General features: G+C 72.6%; 23 protein-coding genes and 1 tRNA gene. 16 read left to right on the top strand and 8 right to left on the bottom strand.

Annotated features, from left to right (window positions below; all coding sequences use genetic code 11):
* Nucleotides 1–34: 34 nt before the first annotated feature.
* The 3 genes from SCK26_RS15765 to SCK26_RS15755 form a co-directional block, all read right to left on the bottom strand.
* Complete coding sequence (locus tag SCK26_RS15765; protein ID WP_318206019.1) at nucleotides 35–706, bottom strand: response regulator transcription factor; 672 nt, start codon at nucleotides 704–706, stop codon at nucleotides 35–37.
* A 315-nt stretch (nucleotides 707–1,021) separates the two neighbouring features.
* Complete coding sequence (locus tag SCK26_RS15760; RefSeq protein ID WP_318206018.1) at nucleotides 1,022–2,347, bottom strand: sensor histidine kinase; 1,326 nt, start codon at nucleotides 2,345–2,347, stop codon at nucleotides 1,022–1,024.
* A 499-nt stretch (nucleotides 2,348–2,846) separates the two neighbouring features.
* Nucleotides 2,847–4,055, bottom strand: a complete 1,209-nt coding sequence (locus tag SCK26_RS15755; protein WP_318201939.1) for a sensor histidine kinase — start codon at nucleotides 4,053–4,055, stop codon at nucleotides 2,847–2,849.
* A 233-nt stretch (nucleotides 4,056–4,288) separates the two neighbouring features.
* Between SCK26_RS15755 and SCK26_RS15750 the strand changes: the two genes are divergently transcribed.
* The 12 genes from SCK26_RS15750 to SCK26_RS15695 all read left to right on the top strand — a co-directional run bounded on the left by SCK26_RS15750 (nucleotide 4,289) and on the right by SCK26_RS15695 (nucleotide 15,891).
* Entirely contained in the window at nucleotides 4,289–4,708 is a 420-nt protein-coding gene (locus SCK26_RS15750; protein ID WP_318201938.1) for an NADH-quinone oxidoreductase subunit A, read from the top strand.
* Nucleotides 4,699–5,304: an NADH-quinone oxidoreductase subunit B family protein gene (locus SCK26_RS15745; RefSeq protein WP_318201937.1), complete on the top strand. Its 606-nt coding sequence runs from the start codon at nucleotides 4,699–4,701 to the stop codon at nucleotides 5,302–5,304. Before SCK26_RS15750 ends, SCK26_RS15745 begins: the two co-directional genes overlap by 10 nt.
* Nucleotides 5,301–6,629: an NADH-quinone oxidoreductase subunit C gene (locus tag SCK26_RS15740; RefSeq protein WP_318201936.1), complete on the top strand. Its 1,329-nt coding sequence runs from the start codon at nucleotides 5,301–5,303 to the stop codon at nucleotides 6,627–6,629. The genes SCK26_RS15745 and SCK26_RS15740 overlap by 4 nt, the downstream gene beginning before the upstream one ends.
* A complete protein-coding gene (locus SCK26_RS15735; protein ID WP_318201935.1) occupies nucleotides 6,626–7,594 on the top strand; it encodes a complex I subunit 1/NuoH family protein in 969 nt (322 codons plus the stop codon). Before SCK26_RS15740 ends, SCK26_RS15735 begins: the two co-directional genes overlap by 4 nt.
* Before the next feature lie 2 nt (nucleotides 7,595–7,596).
* On the top strand, nucleotides 7,597–8,148 hold the full coding sequence (locus SCK26_RS15730; protein WP_318201934.1) for an NADH-quinone oxidoreductase subunit I: 552 nt from the start codon (nucleotides 7,597–7,599) through the stop codon (nucleotides 8,146–8,148).
* On the top strand, nucleotides 8,145–8,723 hold the full coding sequence (locus SCK26_RS15725) for an NADH-quinone oxidoreductase subunit J (protein ID WP_318201933.1): 579 nt from the start codon (nucleotides 8,145–8,147) through the stop codon (nucleotides 8,721–8,723). Before SCK26_RS15730 ends, SCK26_RS15725 begins: the two co-directional genes overlap by 4 nt.
* Entirely contained in the window at nucleotides 8,723–9,103 is a 381-nt protein-coding gene (gene nuoK / locus SCK26_RS15720; protein WP_318201932.1) for an NADH-quinone oxidoreductase subunit NuoK, read from the top strand. Before SCK26_RS15725 ends, nuoK begins: the two co-directional genes overlap by 1 nt.
* Complete coding sequence (locus SCK26_RS15715) at nucleotides 9,100–11,094, top strand: NADH-quinone oxidoreductase subunit L (protein WP_318201931.1); 1,995 nt, start codon at nucleotides 9,100–9,102, stop codon at nucleotides 11,092–11,094. Before nuoK ends, SCK26_RS15715 begins: the two co-directional genes overlap by 4 nt.
* Before the next feature lie 6 nt (nucleotides 11,095–11,100).
* Nucleotides 11,101–12,675 carry an NADH-quinone oxidoreductase subunit M gene (locus SCK26_RS15710; RefSeq protein WP_318201930.1) on the top strand — a complete coding sequence of 525 codons (1,575 nt, stop codon included), beginning with the start codon at nucleotides 11,101–11,103 and terminating at the stop codon, nucleotides 12,673–12,675.
* Complete coding sequence (locus SCK26_RS15705; protein ID WP_318201929.1) at nucleotides 12,672–14,189, top strand: NADH-quinone oxidoreductase subunit N; 1,518 nt, start codon at nucleotides 12,672–12,674, stop codon at nucleotides 14,187–14,189. Before SCK26_RS15710 ends, SCK26_RS15705 begins: the two co-directional genes overlap by 4 nt.
* A 190-nt stretch (nucleotides 14,190–14,379) precedes the next feature.
* Nucleotides 14,380–15,243 (top strand): zinc metalloprotease HtpX, encoded by an 864-nt coding sequence (gene htpX, locus SCK26_RS15700; RefSeq protein WP_318201928.1) that lies wholly within the window; start codon nucleotides 14,380–14,382, stop codon nucleotides 15,241–15,243.
* Between the two features lie 195 nt (nucleotides 15,244–15,438).
* Nucleotides 15,439–15,891, top strand: a complete 453-nt coding sequence (locus tag SCK26_RS15695; RefSeq protein WP_318201927.1) for a hypothetical protein — start codon at nucleotides 15,439–15,441, stop codon at nucleotides 15,889–15,891.
* A 23-nt stretch (nucleotides 15,892–15,914) separates the two neighbouring features.
* Here SCK26_RS15695 and SCK26_RS15690 read toward each other — a convergent pair whose 3' ends face one another.
* Nucleotides 15,915–18,506, bottom strand: a complete 2,592-nt coding sequence (locus SCK26_RS15690; protein ID WP_318201926.1) for an ATP-binding protein — start codon at nucleotides 18,504–18,506, stop codon at nucleotides 15,915–15,917.
* A gap of 308 nt (nucleotides 18,507–18,814) precedes the next feature.
* Here SCK26_RS15690 and SCK26_RS15685 point away from each other — a divergent pair, with 308 nt between their 5' ends.
* Nucleotides 18,815–19,333, top strand: coding sequence for a hypothetical protein (locus SCK26_RS15685; RefSeq protein WP_318201925.1), 519 nt, complete (start codon nucleotides 18,815–18,817; stop codon nucleotides 19,331–19,333).
* Nucleotides 19,334–19,533: 200 nt separating this feature from the next.
* Nucleotides 19,534–19,740 carry a hypothetical protein gene (locus tag SCK26_RS15680; RefSeq protein ID WP_318201924.1) on the top strand — a complete coding sequence of 69 codons (207 nt, stop codon included), beginning with the start codon at nucleotides 19,534–19,536 and terminating at the stop codon, nucleotides 19,738–19,740.
* 311 nt (nucleotides 19,741–20,051) lie between these two features.
* On the opposite strand, the gene SCK26_RS15675 is transcribed toward SCK26_RS15680, so the two are convergent.
* Nucleotides 20,052–20,453: a YccF domain-containing protein gene (locus SCK26_RS15675; protein WP_318201923.1), complete on the bottom strand. Its 402-nt coding sequence runs from the start codon at nucleotides 20,451–20,453 to the stop codon at nucleotides 20,052–20,054.
* Between the two features lie 53 nt (nucleotides 20,454–20,506).
* A complete protein-coding gene (locus SCK26_RS15670; protein WP_318201922.1) occupies nucleotides 20,507–21,760 on the bottom strand; it encodes an APC family permease in 1,254 nt (417 codons plus the stop codon).
* An 87-nt stretch (nucleotides 21,761–21,847) separates the two neighbouring features.
* On the opposite strand from SCK26_RS15670, the gene SCK26_RS15665 reads away from it, so the two are divergent.
* Nucleotides 21,848–22,114, top strand: a complete 267-nt coding sequence (locus SCK26_RS15665; RefSeq protein ID WP_318201921.1) for a GlsB/YeaQ/YmgE family stress response membrane protein — start codon at nucleotides 21,848–21,850, stop codon at nucleotides 22,112–22,114.
* An 83-nt stretch (nucleotides 22,115–22,197) separates the two neighbouring features.
* Here the strand turns inward: SCK26_RS15665 and SCK26_RS15660 are convergent, their stop codons facing one another.
* Nucleotides 22,198–22,686 (bottom strand): YajQ family cyclic di-GMP-binding protein, encoded by a 489-nt coding sequence (locus tag SCK26_RS15660; protein WP_318201920.1) that lies wholly within the window; start codon nucleotides 22,684–22,686, stop codon nucleotides 22,198–22,200.
* Nucleotides 22,687–22,913: 227 nt separating this feature from the next.
* On the opposite strand from SCK26_RS15660, the gene SCK26_RS15655 reads away from it, so the two are divergent.
* Nucleotides 22,914–22,995 (top strand) — tRNA-Tyr (locus tag SCK26_RS15655).
* Between the two features lie 80 nt (nucleotides 22,996–23,075).
* Here SCK26_RS15655 and SCK26_RS15650 read toward each other — a convergent pair.
* A complete protein-coding gene (locus SCK26_RS15650) occupies nucleotides 23,076–25,694 on the bottom strand; it encodes a SpoIIE family protein phosphatase (protein ID WP_318201919.1) in 2,619 nt (872 codons plus the stop codon).
* Nucleotides 25,695–25,703 lie beyond the last annotated feature (9 nt).

Genomic DNA, 25,703 nt, shown 5'->3' with positions numbered 1-25,703 from the left:
GTCGTCGGCGATGCTTCCGCGCGTCTTGAGGTGCTCAGGAGTTCAGATAGGTGAGCACGGCCAGCACCCGCCGGTGGTCACCGTCGCTCGGGGCCAGACCGAGCTTCAGGAAGATGTTGCTGACGTGCTTCTCCACGGCGCCGTCGCTGACCACGAGCTGCCGGGCGATCGCCGAGTTCGTCCGCCCCTCCGCCATCAGCCCGAGCACCTCGCGCTCCCGGGGCGTCAGCCCGGCCAGCACGTCCTGCTTGCGGCTGCGGCCCAGCAGCTGCGCGACCACCTCCGGGTCCAGCGCCGTACCGCCCTCGGCCACCCGCACCACGGCGTCGACGAACTCCCGCACGTCCGCGACGCGGTCCTTGAGCAGATAGCCCACGCCCCGGCTGGAACCGGCCAGCAGCTCGGTGGCGTAACGCTCCTCCACGTACTGCGACAGCACGAGCACGCCGAGCCCCGGGTGGAGCCGGCGCAGCGCCACGGCCGCGCGGACGCCCTCGTCGGTGTGCGTCGGCGGCATCCGTACGTCCGCCACGACCACGTCGGGCAGCTCCCCGCCGCCGTCCAGGTCGGCGATGGTCTTCACCAGCGCGTCCGCGTCGCCGACGCCGGCCACGACGTCGTGCCCGCGGTCGGTCAGCAGCCGGGTCAGGCCCTCTCTGAGCAGCACCGAGTCCTCGGCGATGACCACTCGCACCCTGTCCTCCACGATCTTTCGTTCCCCCACAGCGCGATCCGCCACGACGGCGTCCGCCCCCGGCCGTCCGCCGTCCTACGGAGCACCAGCATTCCAGGATTCGGCCCGGAGCGCCGCCGTACCAGGGGAAAGATCAGGGAGCGGGCGCGTTGATCCGCGGCCGGGCCGGGGGAAAGATCCGGGGCTGGGCGGGTTGTACCGGGCCGCGACGGGGGAAGGGCCCGCTGTTCAAGGGGGGAGGTCCGGGCGGTGGCACGGCGGCCGCCGACCGGACCAAGGGAGCGGCCGGGGACCGGAAGTCCGTCCACGGCCGCGGTGGACTGGTGCTCAGGCGCGCCAGGGGAGTTCCGCTGTGACCCGGGTGGGGCCGCCGGGCGGGGAGTCCACCACGAGGAGGCCGTCCACCGCGTCCAGCCGGGCCGCGAGTCCGGCCAGTCCGGAGCCCCGGGTGAGGTCCGCGCCGCCCACGCCGTCGTCGCTCACCTGGAGCATCAGCCGGTCGTCCGACCGCCACACGTCGACCGAGGCGGTCCGGGCACCGCTGTGCTCGCTGACGTTGCGCAGCAGCTCGGAGACGGTGAAGTAGGCGATGCCCTCGATGGCCGCCGCCGGCCGGGCCGGCAGGTCGACCTCCACCCGCACCGGCACCGCGCAGCGGGAGGCGACCGCCGACAGCGCCGCGTCCAGGCCGCGGTCGGTGAGCACGGCCGGGTGGATGCCCCGCGCGAGGTCGCGCAGCTCCTGGAGGGCCGTCTTCACCTCGCCGTGCGCCTCCTCCACCATGCGCGCCGCCGCCCGCGGGTCGTCCCGCAGCTTCTCCTTGGCCAGCCCCAGGTCCATGGCCAGACCGGCCAGCCTGGCCTGGGCGCCGTCGTGCAGGGCCCGCTCGATGCGGCGCAGGTCGGCGACGGCCGTGTCGACCACGGCACCCCGGTCCGACTCCAGCTCCACCACCCGCGCCGACAGCGGCGACGGCCCGAGCAGCCCGCGCACCAGCAGCCCGTCCACGGTCGTCATGGCCCGCACCAGCCACGGGCCGGCCAGCGTGAACACCAGCCCGACCAGCGCGGCCAGCGCGATCTCGAACGGGTTGTCCACGTAGACGCTGTGATGGCTGTCGCCGTACAGCTGGATACCGCTCTGACCGGCGTAGACCGGGAGCACCCAGAACCACAGCGGGTACGTCAGCAGCGACCAGCCGAGGGACCAGAACGTCACCACCACCGAGAACGAGAACACCGCCCACGGGAACTGCACCAGCGTGTACAGCGCCTGCCGCCAGGAGGAGCCGCTCTTGAGCACCGCGCCCATCCAGGCCACCGGGCCCGGCTTGCCCGGACGCAACGGCTCCGGATCGGCCACCCGCACGTCCAGCAGAGCGCGTGCCCGCGCCCGCTCCAGCACCCCGAACCCCCGGCAGCCGGCCAGCGCCGCCGCCAGCACCGGGATGCCGAGGAAGGTCACCAGCAGGCCCGCGCCGAGGGAGACCATCGTCACCGTCCAGCAGAACAGCACGATCGCGACCGGCAGGCTCAGCAGCACGTACCCGAACTCCCGCCAGCTGCGCGCCTCGAACGGCGCCCGCAGCCCGGCCGGCATCCGGTGCGGCCGCTCACTCCGGTAGGCGTACCCCTGTCCGTACTCCGTGGCCATCGGCGTCGTCCCGTTCTGCTCGTCCATGCGGCGGTTCCGCCGTACTTCCAGAGTGGTCCGCCGCGCGCGCCGGGGACATGGAGGCCGTCGGCGTCTCGACCGGGGGGTTTTCCCCACCCCGGCCGGCGGCCGGCCTCACCCGCCCGCTCCCGCCCTCGCCGGGGCCCGGGCCCCGGCCTTCGGGGTCCGCCCCCGGCCCGCCCAGAGCCCGTGCAGGGCTCGCCAGGGCTCGCTCGGGTCCGGCGTATGGCCTGCCCGGACGCCGTGCAGGCCTGCCCGGAGTCGGCGTGCGGCTGCCGAGGGCTCCGCGCACAGCCTGCCCGGAGCCCGGAGCCCGGAGCCCGGAGCCCGGAGCCCGGAGCCCGGAGCCCGGAGCCCGAGCCGGAGCCGGAGTAGAGCCGGAGCCCGCGCAGCGCCCGCTCCGGGCCCGCGTGCGGCCCGGCCCGGACCCGGGGCCGGGCCGTCGTACACGGGGCCCGCGCACAACCACCGTGCGTGGTTACTCCTGGCGGTCCCGCCAGGGCAGTTCCGCCGTCACCACCGTGGGGCCGCCGGCCGGGGAGTCGACCACGAACAGGCCGTCCACCGCGCCCAGCCGCTCCGCCAGGCCCCGCATTCCGCTGCCTCCGTCGAGCCGGGCGCCACCCCGGCCGTCGTCCCGGACCTGGAGGACCAGCCGGTCGTCCGCCCGCCGGGCGTCGACCGAGGCGGTCCGGGCACCGCTGTGCTTGCTGACGTTCTGCAGCAGCTCGGAGACGGTGAAGTAGGCGATGCCCTCGATGGCCGCCGCCGGCCTGGTCGGCAGGTCCACGCTCACCTTCACCGGCACCGTGCAGCGGGAGGCGACCGCCGACAGCGCCGCGTCCAGGCCGCGGTCGGTGAGCACGGCGGGGTGGATGCCGCGGGCCAGGTCGCGCAGCTCCTGGAGGGCCAGCTTCACCTCGCCGTGCGCCTCCTCCACCATCGCCGCCGCCGTGTCCGGGTCCTCCAGCAGCTTCTCCTTGGCCAGTCCGAGCCCCATCGCCAGATTGACCAGCCGCGCCTGCGCGCCGTCGTGCAGATCCCGCTCGATCCGGCGCAGATCCGCCGCCGCCGTGTCCACCACGACTCCGCGGTCCGACTCCAGCTCGGCGATCCGGCGCTCCAGCTCGTCCGAGGGCGACAGCAGCCCGCGCACCATCGCCCGGTCCAGGTTCGCCATCAGCCGCGCCAGGTACGGCAGCACCGGCCACAGCACGAACAGCGAGGTCAGCACGGTGACGAAGGTGAGGATGCCCCACGGCAGCCGGATCACGTCGTACAGCAGGGTGCGCCAGCCCACCGGGTCCTTCAGCGCCATCCACACCCGCTGCACCGGGCCCCCGCTCCGGGCGTACGGCAGCGGCGACGGCTCCTCCACCCGCACCCCGAGCAGCGCCCGGGCCCGGGCCCGCTCCACCTTGCCCAGCTGCCGCGAGACGACCAGGCAGAACGCGAGCAGCGGAAGCCCGATCACGGTGAGGGTGAGGACGCCGCCGACGACCAGCACGGTGAACGCGTACGTGAAACCGAACACCGCCGTCGGCAGGTTCAGCAGCAGGTGCGCGATCTCCTTCCAGGTGTGCGCGTCGTAGGCCGGCCGGGGCGGAGGCAGGCGGTGCGAGCCGTCGGGTCCGTCGTCTGCGTCGGTGCCGGCGTTCGGTGCGGCGGCGGGGCTGGGAGCGGTCATGCCGGTCAGCCTGCCGTGCCCGGCACCGTTCCCGCCATGCGGTACACCGCCCTGCGCCGCCGGGGGAAAACCCCACCCCCGGCCCGTCCGGTCCGTCTCGCCGCGTGACGGGCCGCTTACCCGGTCTTTATCAGGGCCTAGACTCGCGTGCGTACAGATCCTCGAATCACGAGGCATCACCCGGTGCACTGAAATCACCACGGTCACGAGGTCAGGGAGCGAGGGACGCCACGGTGCGGGAGACGTTGGGGGACTCGACGGTCGCCGCGGGGCACGTCGTCGCGGCCGGTTACTTCCGGTCCTACTCGGTGGTCGGGCTGCTCGCCGTCGTCGGCGTGCTGTTCGTCGCGGTCGCCTTCGGCGCCGGCCGCCTGCTCCGCCCGGTCGTGCCGACCCCGGAGAAGCTGCTGACGTACGAGTGCGGTGTCGACCCCGTCGGCGAGGGCTGGGCCCACACCCAGGTCCGCTACTACGTCTACGCCTTCCTGTACGTGATCTTCGCGGTCGACTCGATCTTCCTGTTCCCCTGGGCGACGGTCTTCGCCGCGCCCGGCTACGGCGCGGCGACCCTGGTGGAGATGTTCGTCTTCCTCGGCTTCCTCGCCGTGGGCCTGCTCTACGCATACAAGAAGGGCGTCCTGGCATGGACGTGAACCCGGACCCCGTCCACCTGCCCGAGCCCAAGCGGCTGGGGGCGCTGGCGCGGCTGGCCCCCGAACCGATGAAGGTGGTCCTGAACTGGGGCCGCCGCTACTCGCTGTGGGTGTTCAACTTCGGCCTCGCCTGCTGCGCGATCGAGTTCATCGCCGCGTCGATGGCCCGCCACGACTTCATCCGCCTCGGCGTCATCCCCTTCGCGCCGGGCCCCCGCCAGGCCGACCTGATGGTCGTGTCCGGCACGGTCACGGACAAGATGGCCCCGGCCGTCAAGCGCCTGTACGAGCAGATGCCCGAGCCGAAGTACGTCATCTCCTTCGGCGCCTGCTCCAACTGCGGCGGCCCCTACTGGGACTCCTACTCGGTCACCAAGGGCGTCGACCAGATCATCCCGGTGGACGTCTACGTCCCCGGCTGCCCGCCGCGCCCCGAGGCGCTGCTCCAGGGCATCCTCAAGCTCCAGGAGAAGATCGCCCGCGAGTCGCTGGGGGAGCGGTACGGCGAGGGCGCGGCCGCCCGGCCGTCCGCGGCGGCCCTGCGGAGCGGCCTGGTACCGCCTCCGGCGCCGGCCGGTGAGGAGGGCCCGCGATGAGCACGCCCGCCGGCTGGCTGCCCGCCTCCGCCGAGGAACTGTTCGGCGCGGACGCCACGGCGCAGGAGTCGTACGACCTCCTGACCGTGGACGTACCGCCGTCCGCCTGGCTCACCGCTCTGGAGACGGCCCGTACGACCCTGTCCTGCACCTACTTCGACTGGCTGAGCGCCGTGGACGAACCGGGCACGGGCTTCCGGGTCGCCGCGCACGTCGTCGCCCTGCACCCGGTGCGCCGCCTCCTCGTCCGTACGACGGTCCCGCACGAGGCCCCCGTCCTGCCCTCCGCCGTCGGCGTCTACGCGGGCGCCGGCTGGCACGAGCGCGAGACCCACGAGATGTTCGGCGTCGTCTTCGAGGGCCACCCGGGGCTGGAGCACCTCCTCCTGCCGGAGACCTTCGAGGGCCACCCCCTCCGCAAGGACTTCGTCCTCGCCGCGCGCGTCGCCAAGGCGTGGCCGGGCGCGAAGGAGCCGGGCGAGTCCGAGCACGGCGGCCCCAAGCGCCGCCAGATGCTGCCTCCCGGCGTCCCCGACCCCAACGAATGGGGCCCCCTGAAGGGCCAGCTCCCTCCGGCACCCACCCGTCCCGCCAGGACGGCGACGGCCCGCCCGGCAGGCGACCGCCCGGTACGCCGCACCCGCTCGTCGTCGGAGGGCTCGGCCACCCAGACGCCCCAGCCGGATGCCGCCGCTCCCGCCCGGCCCCGTCGCATGCGCAGCGCGAGCGAGGGTTCGGCGAGCCAGGCGACTCAGGCGGAGGCCGCTGCTCCGGACGCGTCTGCGGGCGCTCCCGCCCGGCCCCGTCGCATGCGCAGCGCGAGCGAGGGTTCGGCGAGCCAGGCGGCTCAGGCGGATGCGGGTGCGGGTCCGGCGAGCCAGGCGGCGGTCCGGGCCGAGGACGCGGCGACGCGCAAGCAGGCCGCGGCCGAGGACGACGCCACGGACGCGGCGGCGCAGGGACCGGCGGAAGGTCCGGCCGCCGAGGCATCGGTGGCCTACGAACCCGGTGCCACCCCCGCCGCGCCGCGCCGCGCCCGCAGCGCCTCGGAAGGCTCGGCCTCCCAGCGCGCCCGGGCCCCGCGCAGCTCGGACGCCCCCTGGCACCACGCCCGCCCGGCCTTCGAGGAACCGGAACCCGCCCCGGAACCACAGCCACGGAAGGCGACGGAGCCGGAACACACCGACGAGCCGAAGCCCGAGCGCGCTCCGCAGCCGCAGCCGCAGGCCGACTCCACGTCCCAGCCCGCCGCCTCCCCGCCCCCCGGCACCCCCGACAACCCCGAGAGACCCGACACCCCCGACCCCGCAGGAGGCCCGCAGTGAACGGCGTGGCGGACGTCGCGCTGCGACTCCTCGTCGTGTTCGTCGTCTTCCTCACCTTCCCGCTGATCGTCGGCCAGACCGAGCACAAGGTGATGGCGCACATGCAGGGCCGCCTGGGCCCGATGTACGCCGGCGGTTTCCACGGCTGGGCCCAGCTGGTCGCCGACGGCGTGAAGTTCGCGCAGAAGGAGGACGTGGTCCCGGCCGGCGCCGACCGCCGAGTCTTCCAGCTCGCCCCCGCCGTGGCCCTGCTGCCGTACCTCCTGGTGCTGCTCGCCATCCCGATCGGCCCGGGCGAGGGCGCCGTCGGCCAGGTCCTGGACGCCGGCGTGTTCTTCGTCCTCGCGGTGATGGGCGTCGGCGTCCTCGGCTCGCTGATGGCCGGCTGGGCCAGCGCCAACAAGTTCTCCCTGCTCGGCGGCCTGCGCACGGCCGCCCAGCTGCTCGCCTACGAACTGCCGATGCTGCTGGCCGCGGCCTCGGTCGCGATGGCGGCCGGCACCGTCTCCCTGCCCGGCATCCTGCACGCCTTCCACTGGTGGTGGCTGCCCTGGCAGATCGTCGGCGCGATCGTCTTCTTCGTCGCCGGACTCGCCGAACTGCAACGCCCGCCGTTCGACATGCCGGTCGCCGACTCCGAGATCATCTTCGGCGCGTACACCGAGTACACCGGTCTGCGCTTCGCCCTGTTCCTGCTCGCCGAGTACGCCGGCATCGTCGTCCTGTGCGGCCTGACCACCGTCCTCTTCCTCGGCGGCTGGCACGGCCCGTGGGGCGCCGACGGCCTCGGCTGGGTGTGGACCCTGCTGAAGACCGCGATCCTCGCCTTCCTGGTGATCTGGCTCCGGGTGACCTATCCGCGGCTGCGCGAGGACCAGCTCCAGAAACTCTCCTGGACCCTCCTGGTCCCCCTCTCCCTCGCCCAGATCGCCCTCACCGGCATCGTCAAGGTGGTGATCCGGTAACCATGGCCCCCATCCCCGGCAGCGGCCTCGCCAAGGGCCTGGCCGTCACCCTGCGCACGATGACGAAGAAGACCGTCACCGAGCAGTACCCCGACGCCCTGCCCGAACTGCCGCCCCGCACCCGCGGAGTGATCGGGCTGTTCGAGGAGAACTGCACGGTCTGCATGCTGTGCGCCCGCGAGTGCCCGGACTGGTGCATCTACATCGACTCCCACAAGGAGACCGTCCCGCCCGCCGCCCCCGGCGGCCGGGAACGCAGCCGCAACGTCCTCGACCGGTTCGCCATCGACTTCTCCCTGTGCATGTACTGCGGTATCTGCATCGAGGTCTGTCCTTTCGACGCGCTCTTCTGGTCCCCGGAGTTCGAGTACGCCGAGACCGACATCCGCGACCTCACCCACGAGCGGGACAAGCTCCGCGAGTGGATGTGGACCGTGCCGGCCCCGCCCGCCCTGGACCCCGGTGCCGAGGAGCCCAAGGAGATCGCCGCGGCCCGCAAGACCGCCGAGAAGCTGGCCGCCGCGCGGTCGGAGCCGGGGGAGGGCACGGCATGACGCTCGCCCAGGCCTCCCAGGGCTTCCTGTCCCCGACCGGCGTCGAGATCGCGTTCCTGCTCGTCGGCCTGGTCACCCTCGGCGCCGCGCTGGTCACCGTCACCACCCGGCAGCTGGTGCACGCCGCCCTGTGGCTGGTGGTCGCGCTCGGCGGCCTCGCCGTGGAGTACCTCCTGCTCACGGCCGAGTTCATCGCCTGGGTGCAGGTTCTGATCTACGTCGGCTCCGTCGTCGTCCTCCTGCTGTTCGGGCTGATGCTCACCAAGGCCCCCATCGGCCGCTCCCCGGACGCCGACTCCGGCAACCGGTGGGCCGCGCTGACCGTCGCGGCCGTCGCCGGCGTCGCCCTGGTGTGGGTGGTCATGGACGCCTTCCGCACCACCTGGATCGACCTGGACGGCCCGGCCGCCGGCACCACCGAGGTCACCGGCGCGAGCCTGTTCCGGCACTGGGTGCTGCCGTTCGAGGCCCTGTCCGTGCTGCTCCTCGCGGCACTGGTCGGCGCGATCGTGCTGTCCCGCAAGGCCAAGACCGACGCCGTACCCGCGGCCTCCGGCAAGGAAGGCGCCCGCTGATGCACCTCGCCTATCCCGCCGTCCTGGCCGCCCTGCTGTTCTGCACCGGCCTCTACGGCGTCCTCGCCCGCCGCAACGCGATCCTGGTCCTGATGTCGGTCGAGCTGATGCTCAACGCCGTCAACCTGAACCTGGTCGCCTTCGACGTGTGGCTCAGCCGGACCGCGAAGGAGACCCTGCACTCCGGCCAGGCGCTGACCCTGTTCACCATCGCCATCGCCGCCGCCGAGATCGGCATCGGCCTGGCGATCGTGCTCGCGGTGTACCGCAACCGCGGCACCTCCGACATCGACAAGCTCCGCGACACCGCCGAGGGCCCCGACGCCGAGGGCCCCGACAGCGACGACCCCGCGGCCGAGAAGGCTGAGGCCACCGCGTGACCACGACCACCCTCGCCGTCCTCGTCCCCCTCCTGCCGTTCCTGGGTGCCGCGGGCGGCCTGCTGCTCGGCCGCGCCGCGCCCGGCTTCGTCCGCCCGCTCGCCGTGCTCCCGCCGCTGGCCTCGCTGGTCCTGGCCGCGCTGGTCGCCGTGCGCCAGGGCGGCGACGCGGCCGTCGACGCCGGCACCGAGCTGACGCCCACCGGGTCCGTGCCCATCGAGCTGGCCCTGCACATCGACGGCTTCGCCGCGCTCGTCGCCGTCCTGGTCGCCTGCGTCGCGGCCTGCGTGCAGATCTACTCCACCGGCTATCTGCGCGACGACCCGCGCTACCCGTCGTACGCCGCGCTCGTCTCCCTGTTCACCTCCGCGATGCTCCTCGTCGTCTACTCCGGCGACCTGATCGTGCTGCTGGTCGGCTGGGAGGTCATGGGCATCTGCTCCTACTTCCTGGTCGGCCACTACTGGGAGACACCGGAGGCCCGCGCCGCCTCCCTGAAGGCCTTCCTGGTCACCAAGCTCGGCGACGTGCCCTTCCTCATCGGCCTGTTCGCCCTGGCCGGCGACGCCGGGTCGTTCCGGATCACCCGTGTCCTCGGCGCCGTCACCAGCGGCGGCATCGGCCATCCGACGCTGATCGCACTGCTGCTGCTCGCGGGCGTCGCCGGCAAGTCGGCGCAGTTCCCGCTGCACACCTGGCTCCCGGACGCGATGGCGGGCCCGACGCCCGTCTCCGCGCTGATCCACGCCGCGACGATGGTCGCCGCCGGTGTCTACTTCGTCGCCCGTCTCCTTCCGCTGTTCGAGGCATCCCGGGCCGCGATGGTGGTCCTCGCCGTCATGGCCGCCGTCACGATGGCCGGCTCCGCCGTCGCCGCGCTCGCCCAGGACGACATCAAGCGCGTCCTCGCCTACTCGACCGTCGGCCAGCTCGGCTACATGACCGGTGCCCTCGCCGTCGGCGACCGCGGTGCCGCCGTCTTCCACCTCCTCGCGCACGGTGCCTTCAAGGCGCTGCTGTTCCTCGCGGCCGGTGTGGTCATCCACGCCGCCGGCACCAACTCGCTGGCCGCCATGTCCCGGATGCGCGGTCTCGGCGACCGCGTCCCGGACGCCTACTGGACGATGACCGTGGCACTGCTCGCCCTCGCCGCGATCCCTCCGTTCAGCGGCTTCTTCTCCAAGGAGTCCGTCCTCGGCGCCGCCGAACACGTCACCCAGGGCCACACCGGTCACGCCCCCGGCGCGGCCGGCTGGATCGTCCTCGTCGCCGGCCTGCTCACCGCCCTGCTGACCGCCGCCTACGCGGCCCGGCTGTGGCTGCTGGCCTTCCGCGGCCGGGGCGCCGAGGCGCCCGATCACGGACGCCAGCCGCTGACGATGACCGTGGTGCTGTGGGTCCTCGCGATCCCCTCCCTCGCCTTCGGCGGGCTCGCCTACCGCGTCCTGCCCGACTGGTTCGACGGCCGCGACCTGACCCCGACCCCGTTCACCTCCGTCCTCGGTACGGGCCTCGCCCTGGTCGGCGGGCTGCTGACCTACGGAGCCTGGCAGCGCACCACCGCGCTCGCCGCCCGCACCCCGCTGGGCGCGGTCGCCGCCCACCCCGAGGGCGACGCCGGCCTGGTCGAGGCCGAGGCCATCGCCACCCACGAGCCGGCCTACGGCGACCTCGCCCACGCGTCCGACCCGGCGGACCCCGGACGGCTGCTGCTCGGCCCGCTGCACCGGCCCGCCGCGGCCGGCTTCCACCTGGACGCCGTGTACACGGCGCTGTTCGTCCGCCCGGTGCGGGCCGCGGCGAGCCTCGTCCGGTTCCTGGACCGCGAGGTCGTCGACACCTACGTGCGCGGTGCCGCCGCCCTGCCCCGGCTGCTCGGGGCCGCCGTGCGGCGCGCGCAGACCGGCAATGTGCAGACCTATGTGAGCGCGCTGCTCGCCGGCACCGTCGTCCTGGCGGTCGCCGTCCTCCTCGTCGCCACGGGAGCGTGAGCAGGCGTGATCGATATCAACGAGTCCGTGATGCAGTTCCTTCTGGCATTCGTCGTCGCCGGCCCGCTCCTCGGCGCCGTCGCCGCCCTCCTCCCGGCCCCGCCCGGACTGAAGGGGAAGTCACCCGGGCAGGCCGTGCTGCGGCACGGCGTGACCGTCACCGGCGTGATCCTGATCGCCGCGATCGTCCTCGCGCTCGGCTTCGACCACGGCCACCCGTCGAGGATGCAGGCCACGACCGACATCAGCTGGATCCCCGCGCTCGACGTGCGCGTCCACCTCGGCATCGACGGCATCTCCCTCCCCCTCCTGGTCCTGACCGCGCTGCTGACCTTCCTCTGCGCGCTCTACTCCTACTTCAAGCCGCCCGCGGGCCCGGACCCGAAGGCGTTCGTCGCGCTCCTGCTCCTGCTGGAGTCCGGCACCTTCGCCACCTTCGCCGTCCTCGACCTGCTGCTGTTCTTCCTCGCGTTCGAGATGGTGCTCATCCCGATGTACTTCCTCATCGCCCGCTGGGGCGGCGCGGGCCGGACCCGGGCCGCGTGGAAGTTCATCCTGTTCACGCTGCTCGGCTCCGTCGTCATGCTGCTCGGCCTGCTCCTGATCGGGATCAAGGCGGGCACGTTCGACATGGTGGCACTCGCCACTGACAACGGCCGGTCGCTGACCACGTCCGTGCAGGTCGTAGCCGTTCTGGCGATCGGGATCGGGCTCGCGGTGAAGACGCCGCTGTGGCCGCTGCACAGCTGGCTGCCCGACGCCCACACCGCCGCGCCGACCGTCGGCTCGGTGCTGCTGGCCGGTGTCCTGCTGAAGATGGGCACGTACGGTTTCGTCCGGATCGTGCTGCCGGTGGCGCCGGACGGTTTCCGCACCTTCGCGCCGTACCTCGCCGCGTTCGCCGTCGTCGGGATCGTCTACGGCTCCCTGGCCTGCCTCGCTCTCGCCCGGCAGGGCGCCAAGGGCGACCTCAAGCGGCTGATCGCCTACTCCTCCGTCGGCCACATGGGCTTCGTCCTGCTCGGCATCGCCAGCACGACCCCGACCGGCGTGAACGGCGCCCTGTTCGCCAACATCGCCCACGGCCTCATCACCGGCCTGCTGTTCTTCCTGGTCGGCGCGCTCAAGGACCGCACCGGCAGCACCGACCTCGACACCCTCGCCGAGGAGACCGGCGCCGCCCTCTACGGCCGGGCCCCGCGCCTCGGCGGTCTGCTCGCCTTCGGCGCGGTCGCCTCGCTGGGCCTGCCCGGGCTCGCCGGGTTCTGGGGCGAGATGCTGGCCCTGTTCGGCTCCTTCCGGCCCGCCGCCGGCCTCAGCCGGCCGGCCTTCCTCACCTTCATGGCGATCGGCGCGTTCGGCACGCTGCTGACGGCCGCGTACATGCTGATCGTGGTCCGCCGTGTCTGCATGGGCACCACCGAGCGGGAGGCGGCGAAGCTCGCCGACGTCCACGGGTACGAGTTCGCCGCCTGGACCCCGCTGGTCGTCCTCACCGTCCTCGCCGGACTGTGGCCGGGAGCCCTGCTCGGCCTGACCGACCCGGCCGTGCAGCAGCTCCTCGCAGGAGGCCCCCGATGAGCGCCCAGCCGCTTGCCGAGTCGCTGGTCCAGTCCGTCGACTGGCTCGCGATCGCCCCGCCCACCCTCGCGGCCCTCGTCGCGCTCGCCGTCCTCGTCGCCGACCTGTTCGTCCCCGAGTCCCGCAAGGCCGTGCTCGGCTGGGTCTCGGTCGCCGGGCTCGCCGCGGCGGCCGCGCTGCTGCTGCCGCTCCTGGACGGCGACCGCAGCACCTTCTGCACCGGCGGCCCCCCGCGCGCGTGCAGCTACACCGCCGACCACTTCACCCTCGTCATCCAGTTCCTCGTGCTCGGCGGCGCCCTGCTCGCGGCCCTGCTGTCCGTCACCCACCTGGACGACGAGCGGCGGCGCGTCCCGGCCGGCGAGTTCTGGTTCCTGCTGCTGTCCTCCGCGGCCGGCGCCGCCCTGCTGCCCGCCTCCCGCGACCTCGCCACGCTGATCGTCGCCCTGGAGGCCGCCTCCCTGCCCGCGTTCGCCCTCGTCGGCATCCGGCACGGCGACAAGCGGTCCTCCGAGGCCGCCCTGAAGTTCTTCCTGTCCTCGGTCACCGCCACCGCGGTCAGCCTGATGGGCATCAGCTTCGTCTACGCCTCCACCGGCACCCTCTACCTCACCCAGGTCGCCCAGCGCCTGCCGCACGTCGACGGACAGCTGCACACCCTCGCCCAGACCGGCGTCGTCCTCACCCTCGTCGGCTTCGCCTTCAAGACGGCCGCCGTGCCCTTCCACTTCTGGGTGCCCGACACCTACGTGGGCGCGCCCCTGCCCGTCGCCGCCTACCTGTCGGTCGTCGGCAAGGCGGTCGGCTTCTCCGGCCTGATCCTCGTCACCGTCGTCGCGTTCCCGTCGTACGCCGACGTGTGGGGGCCCGCGCTCGCCGCCCTGGCCGCCCTCACCATGACCGTCGGCAACGTCGCCGCCCTGCGCCAGCGTGCCACGCGCGCGTACAGCGCCGTACGGCTGCTCGCCTGGTCCTCCGTCGGCCAGGCCGGCTATCTGCTGGTCCCGATCGCCGCCGCCGGGTACACCAAGGACGCCGAGCGGGCGATCGGCTCCACCGTCGCGTACGCCCTGATGTACGCCGCCGTGAACCTCGGAGCCTTCGCCGTGGCCGCCCTGGTGGGCCGTGGCCGGGCGCTGAACCGGATCGCCGACTACCGGGGCCTGTACGCCGCCCATCCGCTCAGCGCGCTGCTGCTGGCCTTCTTCCTGCTGTGCCTGGCCGGGCTGCCGCCGGGCGTCATCGGCCTGTTCGCCAAGGTCACCGTGTTCTCGGCGGCCGTCGACGCGGGCCTCGGCTGGCTCGCCGTCGTCATGGCCGTCAACGTCGTGATCGCGCTCTTCTACTACCTCCAGTGGACGACCCTGCTGTTCCGCGCCCCCGAGGGCGAGCCCGCCCGGCACCGGGTCCCGGCGCCCGTCACGGCCGCCCTCGCCCTCACCGGCGTCCTCGGCGTCGCCCTGTCCGGAGCGCCCCAGCTGGTCCTGCGTTTCGCGGCCACCGGACTGTTCTAGGAGTCGTCACGCGCGCGCGGGGCACCCGTGCCGCCCCACGCGCGTACGGCCGAAAGAGCACGTCACCCGCCCGGCGGGGGCGGGCGGCCGCGGGCGCGCGGGAACTCGTGGACCTCGTCCGCCGTTGTCAGGGGCGGGAGGGTCCACTGGATCAGAGTGTTCCCCAGCAGCACGACTTGGAGGGCGCACCGTGCACCGCCGGCACAACGGGCTCAGGACGGCCGTACTCCTCGGGGGGCTGTCCGCACTCATCATCGTCATCGGCAGCTTCTTCGGCCGCCCCGGACTGGTCGTCGCGGTCCTGGTCGCGCTCGGCACGAACGCGTACGCGTACTGGAACAGCGACAAGCTCGCCCTGCGCGCCATGCGGGCCCGTCCGGTCAGCGAGTTCGAGGCCCCGGCGCTGTACCGGATGGTGCGCGAGCTGTCCACCGAGGCCCGCCAGCCCATGCCCCGGCTGTACATCTCGCCGACGGAGGCCCCGAACGCCTTCGCCACGGGCCGCAACCCGCGCAACGCGGCCGTGTGCTGCACCGAGGGCATCCTGCGCCTGCTGGACGAGCGCGAGCTGCGCGGCGTCATCGGCCACGAGCTGAGCCACGTCTACAACCGGGACATCCTCATCTCCTCGGTCGCCGGCGCGCTCGCCTCGGTGATCATGTTCCTGGTGAACTTCGCCTGGCTGATCCCGGTCGGCCGCTCGGACGACGACGAGGGTCCCGGCCTGTTCGGCATGCTGCTCATCATGATCCTCGGCCCGCTCGCCGCCTCCCTGATCCAGCTGGCCATCAGCCGCTCCCGGGAGTACGAGGCGGACGCCTCCGGCGCCCAGCTCACCGGCGACCCGCTCGCCCTCGCCAGTGCGCTGCGCAAGCTGGAGACGGGCACCCGGCAGCTTCCGCTGCCGCCCGAGCCCCGGATCGAGACGGCGAGCCACATGATGATCGCCAACCCCTTCCGCCCGGGCCAGGGAATGTCCAGGATGTTCTCCACGCACCCGCCGATGGCGGAGCGCATCGCCCGCCTCGAAAAGATGGCGGGCGGCCACGGGTGAGGACCGTCCCGGCCGGACGCGCTGGAATTTCCCGACGCGGCGGCCGTTGATTTCCGGCCCGGCAAGCCGCGCGAAACCCTGAGGCTGTACGGGGGAAATCGCGGGCACTGCCGCGCGCCTGGTGATCGTTCCGCTCGGCCGTCGCCATCCTGTCCACTGGAAATGCGGCACCAGGGACGACGAAAGGTTGGCCGAGTGAAGCTCACCAAGCGGTTCGCCACGATCAGTACCGCCGCGATCACGGTGGTGCTCCTCAGCGCCGGCGGCGCACAGGCGCGGGGCGACGCGGGACTCCTGTCCCGCCTGGGCCTGACAGCACTGCTCCAGGCTCCCTACCGGATGGGGCAGGCGGGCACGGGAGACACCGGCACCCAGAGCACCACGAACACCAACAATAACAACAACAATAACAACAATGCCGGCGGGGTGAACAACAACAACAATAACAACAACAATGGTGGGGTGAACACGAACAACAACACCAATAACAACAACATCCTCGCCGGTGCCGCGGCGCAAGGCGGCGGTGGACTGCTTTCTCTTCTGGGTATCCCGCCGCTCCTGCAGATCTGTTACCCGACGGGGCAGGTGGCACAGGGAAACAACACTTTCACCGGCAGCCAGAACATCAACTGCAAATTCAGTTGACGTGAGGAATCCGTCACGGAGTCCTATTCGCGCTCGGGGCCGTGGTGCTTTCGGGCGGCTTCGTGGCGGCTGTGGACTCCCAGCTTGGTCAGCACGGCGCCTACGTGATGGCCGGCGGTCTTGGGACTGATGTAGAGGCGAGCGGCGATCTCGGCGTCCGAAAGACCCTCGTCCAGCAGTTTCAGGACGTCCATCTCCCGGTTGGTGAGCCGGTAGGGATTGGCCCGGGTGGCCGGCCGCGGCCCCTGCCGGACCGGACGTACCCCGCGGACCCGCATCAGCGAGCGGGTGTGGGCCACGGCCGGCCGCGTGCCCAGGGCCTCGAACGCGGCCAGGGCCTGGCGCAGCGCGGACGCGTCACCGGACAGGCGGGCCAGCGCGGCGTCGTACGGGCAGCCGAGCCCGTCCCAGCGTGCCGCGGCGCCGGCCCAGTCGCCGGCCAGTTCCAGCGCGTAGGGTCCGGCCGCCGGGACCTGCGGAGGCTCGCCTCCGGCGCGCCGGATCCAACAGGCCAGGGGGCCGGACAGCCAGGGGTGGACACGGTCCGCCAGCGCGGCCAGACCGCTGCGGGCCTCCGCCCGAACCCGCTCGTGGTCACCGGTCAGCCAGGCCGCCTCGACCGGTGCCTCCCACCCCAGCCCCGTGTCCCGCAGGCAGCCCGGGTCGACCAGGTGCGCCGCCTCATCCAGCGGCGGCCACACCTCGGGCGTGCCCTGACGCGCACGCACCAGGGCCAGCACGGTCAGTGCCAGGGCCCGGGCGACCGGCGGCGGGCCCGGATGGGCCAGGATCTTCTGCGCGGCATCGGCGGCCCGGGACCACGATCCCCGGTTCAGCAGTGCCCAACTGCCCCAGGCCCGTGCGCACAGCAGGTAGGCCGGCAGGTCGTGATCGAGGCAGTAGTCCTCCGCCCGGCTCACGGCCGCGGCCGCCCGGACGGCGTCCCGCCGCAACGCGGCCAGCCAGCACATGACGAGCGCCAGCGCGCCCGCGTCCAGCGGCAGACCCGCGGCCACCGCGTCCGACACCGCGCGCTCGCACTCCTCCCAGCCGCGTCCTTCGCGCAGCACGCGTGCCGCCGCGGTGTGGAAGCGCGCCTGGACGAGCACTCCCGTGTCACCGGAGCACTCGGCGAGAGCGATCGCCTTCCCGGCGTGGCCGGCGACCGCCGCCTCGCCTTCATGTCCGTAACAGGCCAGACGACACAGGTTCAGGTAGGCCCGCGCCAGCTCCCGGCCGGGCGTCAGCCCTTCGAGCACCCGCACCGCGTCGGCGCCGGTCCGCCTGGCCTCGGCCGCCCGCCCGGCCGGCCACAGCCAACAGGACAGCCAGCGCAGGTTCTCTCCCTCGCGCAGCCGGTCGCCGAGCGCACGGCGCAGCCTCACCGCCGTACGGCGGGACGCGATCCCCTCGTCCAGCCGGCCCGACAGGAGACAGGCCCGCGAATGGCCCTCCAGCAGCGAGATCCGCTGCTCGGACGGCAGGCGGTCGGCGTACCGCAGGGCATGGGCGTACTGGTCGGCGGCTTCCTGGTGCGCGCCCAGCGCGGCGGCACGGACGGCCGCCGCGGGGGCGTACCGCAACACGGCGGCCGGGTCCCCGGCGCCGGCGGCGTGATCGGCCAGCAGCGCCAGATCCTCCTCGGCGGCCGGGCCGGACCGCATCGCCGCCAGTACCTGCCGGTGTATCCGCAGACGGGCGGCGGCGGGCACGGCCTCCAGCACCGCGAGCCGGGTCAACTCGTGGCGGAACTCGGCCACCTGTCCGTGGGTGCGCACTATGCCGCAGGCCACGGCCTCGTCCAGCGCTTCCTCCGGGGCCGGCAGGACGCCGGCCAACAGGCGCAGCGGAACCTGGGTCCCCAGGACGGCCAGCACGTCCACCACCCTGCGCGCCGCGGCCGACAGGCACACCAGGCGGCCCGCCACGGCCTCGCGCACGGTGGCCGGGATGGGCTCGGCGGGGGCGGCCAGGATCTCGGTGACGAGGAACGGGTTGCCGGCGGAGACGAGGTACAGCCGCTCGGCGTCCACGGCGTGTCCGGTGGCCAGCCGCGCGACGGCCCGACGACTCAAGGGGGCCAGATCGTGCCGGTACACCCACGGATAGCCGGCCAGGGTGCCGAGGAGAGCGGTCACGTCGTGGGTGCGGCCGATCTCGTCGTCGCGGTAGGTGGCCAGCACCAGTGCCGGGACGTTCGGCAGCCGGCGGGCCAGGTAACGCAGCAGATCCAACGTGGCCTCGTCGGCCCAGTGGATGTCCTCGACGACCAGCAGGCTGGGATAGGCGCTCAGGTCGGCGAGCAGACAGTCGTAGACCTCGTCGGGACGGCCGGGGCCGGTCGGCGTGGCCGCCAGGGCGGTGCGCACCTCACGGCCCAGGTGCGGGGCCAAGTCCAGCAGAGGGCCCAGCGGACGGGGTGTGGCGAGCGGGTCGCAGGCGCCGGTCACGACGCGGATATGGGGATCGGCTGTCTGGGCGAGACGGCGGACGACGGCGGACTTGCCGATCCCGGCCTCCCCGCGGACAAGGGCCAGGCGTCCGGGACCACTCACGGCGGCCTTCAGGTGACCGGCGAGGTCCCGGAGCACGGTTTCCCGCTCCAGAAGGTCCATCACCGGCCAGTTTCCTCCTGCGGCCGCAGCCGCGCAAAAGATCCGGACCGAACAAGACCGGCCGGGCCGGGACGCGGGCTGCCGGACGGGGCGTGGGGTGTGCCGGGACGGACGTGGGGTGCGGGGGGCGGAACTTGGGGTGCTCACCCGATGCGTCCGCCGTCCATGGCCGCGCATGCTGGCCGGAGAGTCTCAGACCCGGGCATCGGAGATCGCGGCGCCGGCCGTTCCGCGCCGAGTGTGTCGCCTGCCCTCTGCCCAATGGACTGCCGATCTACGACGTCCATGCCCCTCGGAAAGGAAACATTATGGCGAACCAGTATGCCAAGCGCGCGGCCCTGATAGCCGCATCGGCAGCCCTGGCCGCAGGAGGCGCCCTGGCGCCGTCGAGCGCCTTCGCCGCCCCGGCACCCACAGGAACCCACGCGACGGCGCCGAGCGACAACGGCGGGAACAACAACAACAATAACAATAACAACGGCGGACGGGGTGGCCACCACCACAACAACAACAACAACAATAACAACAACAACAACGGAGGTCGGGGCGGAAACAACAACAATAACAACAACAACGGTGGACGGGGTGGCAACAACAACAATAACAACAACAATGGCGGCGGAGGCGCGAACAACAACAATAACAACAACAACAATGGAGGCGGAGGAGCGAACAACAACAACAACAATAATAACAATAATGGAGGTGGGGGCGCGAACAACAACAACAATAACAACAACAACGGTGGAGGCGGGAACAATAACAACAACAATAACAACAATGGGGGCGGAGGGGCGAACAACAACAACAATAACAACAACGGCTGAACTTGACGGTCCGGCGGCCGGGTGTCCACAGTTCCCTGGCCGTCGGACTGCCACGTTCGTGCGGGGTGATCAAAACGACGAAAGCGACCGTGCGCAGAGGCGGCCTCGTAGCCGTAACCACCTGCTGTCTGGCGTTGGGCGGATGGGGGGCCACGGCGAGTGACGCCGGCGTCCTGGCGCAGAAACCGCGGACCGCACCGGTGAAGTCGACGACTCAGTGCTACGCGACGCGGGACGAGCCGGACGAAGTCGTGTGCTACCGGCATTCCTGGAAGGCCGAGTTCAGGCACGGTGACGTGGTGTACGTGCCTCTTCTCATCCAGGTGCCCAGGCCTTCACGTCCGCTGTCCGTGACCATCGTCGACAGCCTGGACGACATTCACCCGAGCGCTACGACGGGCGCGTGAACTCCGCTCGGCCGGGCGCCGAGCTGTCACAGCCGCCGTCCCCCCAGACCTCGTCGCAACCGCGTCCCGACTGGCCCGAGAGCGACGCGACATGAGCCGGGGCAGCCGCCGAAGCGGTTGCGACGGTGCCGGACGCGGCACCGCCGGCCAGGAAAACGCCGAGTGCGGACACCGCGAGAATACGATTGGCGCGCCGTGTGCTCGTCCTCATGGATCCCGCCTTTCGATCCACCGCCTCGTGCGGGCGTAATCCCATTGTCGGACGCCGCCGGGACGGAATCCAGCGGAGCCGGCGACAAGGGGGACCGGGGTCAGCGTCGGCCGAATGCCTGGTCCGTGGGCACCACCTCCTGTCCCAGCGGCATGAGCGAGAGGGGGATGAGCTTCAGGTTCGCCCAGCCGAAGGGAATGCCGACGACCGACAGGAAAAGCGGAATGCTCGTGACCACGTGGGCCAGTGCGAGCCACCAGCCCGCGAAGACCATCCAGATGACGTTGCCGACGCACGACGGCGCCCCGGCACCCGGCTTTTCCACAGTGGTACGGCCGAACGGCCAGAGGACGAATCCGGCGATGCGCAGCGACGCTATGCCGAACGGAATGGTGACGATCAGGACGAAGCAGATCAGGGCGGCGACCAGGTAACCGATCGCCATCCAGATCCCGCAGAGGAGGAACCACAGGATATTGAGCAGCAGGTTGAACACCTTCATGTCCGGTATACCTCTCCAGGCGGATCGGCCGGCATGCCTGCCGCCGTCGCACGTCACCTTTCGCGCCGGTCCGCCCGCCACCGTCGTACGCCGTAGGCCGCCACGCCCAGCGCGAGCACGCCCGCGCCGGCGGCCACCGAGGCCGGCGGCAGCGCGAAGGCCAGCGTGGCGCAGCCCAGCAGGCCCGCCGCGGGCACCACGCGGGAGCGCGGGGCCGCGCTCAGCGTCCAGGCCGAGGCATTGGCGACGGCGTAGTAGGCGAGCACACCGAAGGACGAGAAACCGATCGCGCCGCGCACGTCCACCGTCGCGGCCAGCACGGCGACCACCGCGCCCACCGCCGCCTCCGCCCGGTGCGGCACCCGGAACCGGGGGTGCACGGCCGCCAGCACGCCCGGCAGATGCCCGTCGCGGGCCATGGCCAGCGTCGTCCGGGAGACCCCGAGGATCAGCGCGAGCAGCGAACCGAGCGCCGCCACCGCCGCCCCGGCCCGCACCACCGGTACGAGCCCCGGCGCCCCGGCCGCCCGTACCGCGTCGGCCAGCGGCGCCGCCGCGTGCCCGAGCCGGTCCGCGCCGAGCACACCGAGCACCGCCACGGCCACGCCCGCGTACACCACCAGGGTGATCCCCAGGGCCAGCGGGACGGCTCTGGGGATCGTGCGCGCCGGATCGCGTACCTCCTCGCCGAGGGTGGCGATGCGCGCGTACCCGGCGAACGCGAAGAACAGCAGCCCGGCCGCCCGGAGCACCCCGCCCGGCTCCGCCGGCGGGCCGGCGCCCAGCCGCCCGGCGTCCGCCGCCCCGGAGGCCAGGCAGACCACGACCACGGCCGCGAGAACGGCCAGGACGACGGCCACGATGCCCCGCGTCACCCACGCCGACTTCTGGATCCCGCCGTAGTTCACGGCGGTCAGGGCCACCACGGCGGCGACCGCCACCGCGTGCGCCTGTCCCGGCCACACGTACGCGCCCACGGTGAGCGCCATGGCCGCGCACGAGGCCGTCTTGCCGACGACGAACGCCCAGCCCGCGAGATACCCCCAGAAGGCGCCCAGCCGCTCCCTGCCGTACACGTACGTGCCGCCGGAGGCCGGGTAACGGGCGGCCAGCCGGGCGGATGACCGCGCGTTGCAGTAGGCCACCACGGCGGCGACGGCGAGCCCGGCGAGCAGCCCGGACCCGGCCACGCGCGCGGCGGGCCCCGGTGCGGAGAAGACACCGGCCCCGAGCATCGAGCCCAGTCCCACGACCACGGCGTCCCGCACGCCCAGGCCGCGGCGCAGACCGGCATCCGTACGTGTCATGCGCCGCACCCTACTGAGCGCGGCAACCGGGGGACGGGCCGCCGGCGTCCTTCTCTCCGACACAGCGCGGAAAGGCGGGTTCACGGCATGGGCATCATCGGTTGGATCATCCTGGGGCTGCTGGCCGGGGCCATCGCCAAGGTCCTGCTGCCGGGCCGCGACCCCGGCGGCTTCATCGGGACGACCCTCATCGGCATCGCGGGCGCGTTCATCGGCGGCTGGATCTCGGCGCGCTGGCTGGACCACCCGGTCAGCAAGCACTTCTTCGACGGCGCGACGTGGGCGGCGGCCATCGGCGGCTCCCTGGTGCTGCTGATCGCCTACCGCCTCCTGTTCGGCAACTCACGCGACTGACCGCGGCCGGACGCGGCACGGACGGCACGGACAGCGCGGAAGGGCGGGCACCCCACGGTGCCCGCCCTTCTTCCGTCGTGCGCTTAGCGGTAGTTCACGAACTGGAGCGCGAAGTCGAAGTCCTTGCCCTTCAGGAGGGCGATCACGGTCTGGAGGTCGTCGCGGCTCTTGGAGCTGACGCGCAGTTCGTCCCCCTGGACCTGCGCCTTCACGCCCTTCGGGCCCTCATCGCGGATGATCTTCGCCACCTTCTTGGCGTTCTCCTGGGAGATGCCCTCCTGGATCGTCGCGAAGATCTTGTACTCCTTGCCGGAGAGCTGCGGCTCGCCCGCCTCCAGCGACTTCAGGGAGATGCCGCGCTTGATGAGCTTGGACTCGAAGACGTCGAGGACGGCCTTCACCCGGTCCTCGGAGTCGGCCTCCATGAGGATCTTCTCGCCGGACCACGAGATCGAGGCCCCCACGCCCTTGAAGTCGTAGCGCTGCGAGATCTCCTTGGCGGCCTGGTTGAGGGCGTTGTCGACCTCCTGCCGCTCGACCTTCGAGACGATGTCGAAACTGGAGTCGGCCATGTCCTGTGGCTCCTTGTATCGGGGTGCGAATGGGGTGGGTGCCGGCGTGCGCGGCGGCGACCGCCGGGCCCGGTGGATCACCGGACCGCATCCGCACCAGCCTAGCCATCCCGCGCGCCCGGATGCGGAGATCAACCGGGTGGCGAAGCACCCCTGTGTATCGGGTATTGTTTACGTCGTTGCCGGGGAACACCGCCGAAAGCGGGTTTGACGCGGCAGCACTACCCGGCGGTGTGCCCGAGCGGCCAAAGGGAGCAGACTGTAAATCTGCCGGCTCAGCCTTCCCAGGTTCGAATCCTGGCGCCGCCACACGGGAAATGAGAGCCCCGTGACCTGTGAGAACAGGTCACGGGGCTCTTGTCGTACGTGCCGGGTCCGGGCGCCAGGGGTCAGGCGGGTGGTGTGGGCCGCAGGGCGATCAGGGCGATGTCGTCGGTGGTGTCGGCGCCGAACTTGATGATCAGTTCGTCGCAGAAGACGTCCAGGGGGGCCCGTGCCTGGGCGGCGGTGTAGTGGCGGAGCCGGTTCATGGCGTCGTCCAGCGACTCCCCGCGGCGTTCGATGAGGCCGTCGGTGAAGAACAGCAGCGTGGAGTGGGGCGGCAGCGCGTCGTAGGCGGAGCGGCGGGGCAGGCGCGGGTCCATGCCGATCAGCAGGCCCCGGCCCTCGTCCAGATAGCGCGTATGGCCCTCCTCGGTGGTCAGCAGCGGCGGCAGGTGGCCGGCGGAGGAGTGGCGCAGCCATGTCGTGCCGCCGTCGCCCTTGACGACGGAGTAGACGCAGGTCGCGGTGGACTGCGGGCTCAGGGTCTGACTGGCCAGGTCCAGGCGGCGCAGGACCTCTCCGGGCGGCTCCTGCCGGTCGACGGCGATACCGCGCAGCATGTTGCGCAGGGTGCTCATGGCGACCGCGGCCTGGAGGTCGTGCCCCGACACGTCCCCGATGACCAGCGCGATGTCGCCGTCGGGCAGCGTGAAGGCGTCGTACCAGTCGCCGCCGACCTCCGCGGTGGTACTGGACGGCACATAGCGGGCCGTCAGCTCCAGGTGCTCCACGCGGGGCAGTTCGGGCAGCAGCGCGCGCTGGAGGTGTTCGGCGTTGGAGCGGGCGTGCTGGTGCAGCCGGGCGTTGTCCACCCCGAGCGCGACGGCACGGACCAGCTCCGAGACCAAGGGGATGTCCTCCTTGGTGAACGGGTGCTCGTCCTCGGTGCGGACCATGGTCAGGGCGCCGAAGACCTCCCGCTGGGCCCGCAGCGGAGCGACGACGGCGGTGCTCGCGCCCAGGTGCTCCACCAGCTCCAGCTCCCGCGCCTCGAAGGCGTTCTGCGGCCGTCCGGGCGAGGAGGCGTCGGTGACCAGCAGCGGCCCCGCGCCGCGCAGCACCCGGGGCAGCGAACCCTCGGTGACCTCCGACGGCGGAGCGAGCAGGCCGAGGTGCGAACCGGGCACCGGCACCTGGGGGTCGCGGTGGACGAGGCAGACCCGCTCCAGCCGGCCCTGCTCGTCGACGAGGTCCGCCATGCACCAGTCGGCCAGTTCCCGGGTCAGGGCCTGGCACACCCGCCGCAGCCGCTCGTTCGGATCGAGGGTGCCGGTCAGCGCCATGCCGATGTCGGCGAACAGGGACAGCCACTCCGGCGTCGCCGTCTGCGTCCGCACCGGCTTCACCGTCTTGGTGGTCGTCGGCAACCGCACCGGGCCCGGCGACGGCCGCGTCGAGTGCCGCGCCTCCCGGGGGACGTCCGCCGGGACCGGCGGAGTCGTCGTCGTGGTGAGCTGGGCGACGAACACGGTCCGTCCGTCGATCGCCTCCTGGGTCTCGATGGTGAGGCGGATGGGGACCACATGGCCGTCCCGGTGCAGCGCGGGAACCGGTACCGGCCGGCCCAGGATGCGCGACTCTCCGGTGAGTAGCAGCGCGGTGAAGGCCGTCACATGGCGCTGGCGCAGGTGCTCGGGCATGAGCACGGTCAGCCGCTGCCCGACGAGATCGTGCGCGGGCCAGCCCAGCAGGCTGGACGCGGCGTTGTTCACCGCGATGATCCGGTTGCCGTCGTCGGCCGCGACGGTCGGCACGAACGCGGCCTCCACCTCGCTCGCGTCCCACGGCGAGAGGTCCGTCGGGTTGGTGCCCGGCGACACCGGGGCCTGGGTCCACGCGGTGGGCCGTGCGCCGGACAACTGGCCGGTGATCTGGCCGAGCAGCCAGTGCCGGAAGGCCCGGATGTGCGGAAGCGCCGGGAGGGCGAGCAGACTGCCCCGCCGTGCCGCCGCGTCCGAGGCGTCGAGGACCCGGGACAGCGTCGCGACGCGGGGCCCGGCGTCCGCCGCGAACGCCACCCGCAGGGAGAGCGTCGAGCTGTCGGGCGTCTCCTGCTCCACCGCCGCCGTCATGGACGCGCAGATCATGCTGCTCGTGTCCTGGGCGACGGTCAGGTCCTGCGGGCACACCTCGGCCCCGGTGGCGGCGGGGGCGGCGAGGAGCAGTTCGCGCAGCAGCCCCTCCCACTGCTGCTGGGCCGCCCAGTACAGCGCGTACGGCACGTCGTTCAGCGACACGGTGACGGTCCGGCCGGGCGGCGCCACGGTCTCCCACGCGGACGGCGGCGGCGCGGGCGCCTCGGGCCACACGTCGAACCAGACCGTCTTGCGGCCCTCGCCGCTGTGGACGCCGTGGCTGGTGGCCAGCTCCTCGACCAGGGCGAGGCCCCTGCCGGTGCTGGCGTAGAGATGGCGGGCGTGGGGCACCAGCCCGTAGTCCGGGCGGTGATCGCTGACCCGCACATGGGCCTGGCCCTCGACGGTCCAGGCCTCCACCTCGATCCCGGTGCGCGCGTGGAGGACGGCGTTGGTCACCAGCTCGCCGGTCAGCAGCTCGGCGGTGTCCACCACGTCCGGCACGAGACCGTCCAGCACCGACCGTACGAACCTGCGGGCCACCACGACGCTCTCCGGCGCCGGAGCCAGGTGCCGCACCGGTGCTCCCGGGGGGATGGGGCTGCCCATATCGGCTGG

This window comes from Streptomyces sp. SCL15-4 (assembly GCF_033366695.1).
Taxonomy (GTDB): Bacteria; Actinomycetota; Actinomycetes; order Streptomycetales; family Streptomycetaceae; genus Streptomyces.
This window is presented reverse-complemented; position numbering and strand designations above follow the sequence as displayed.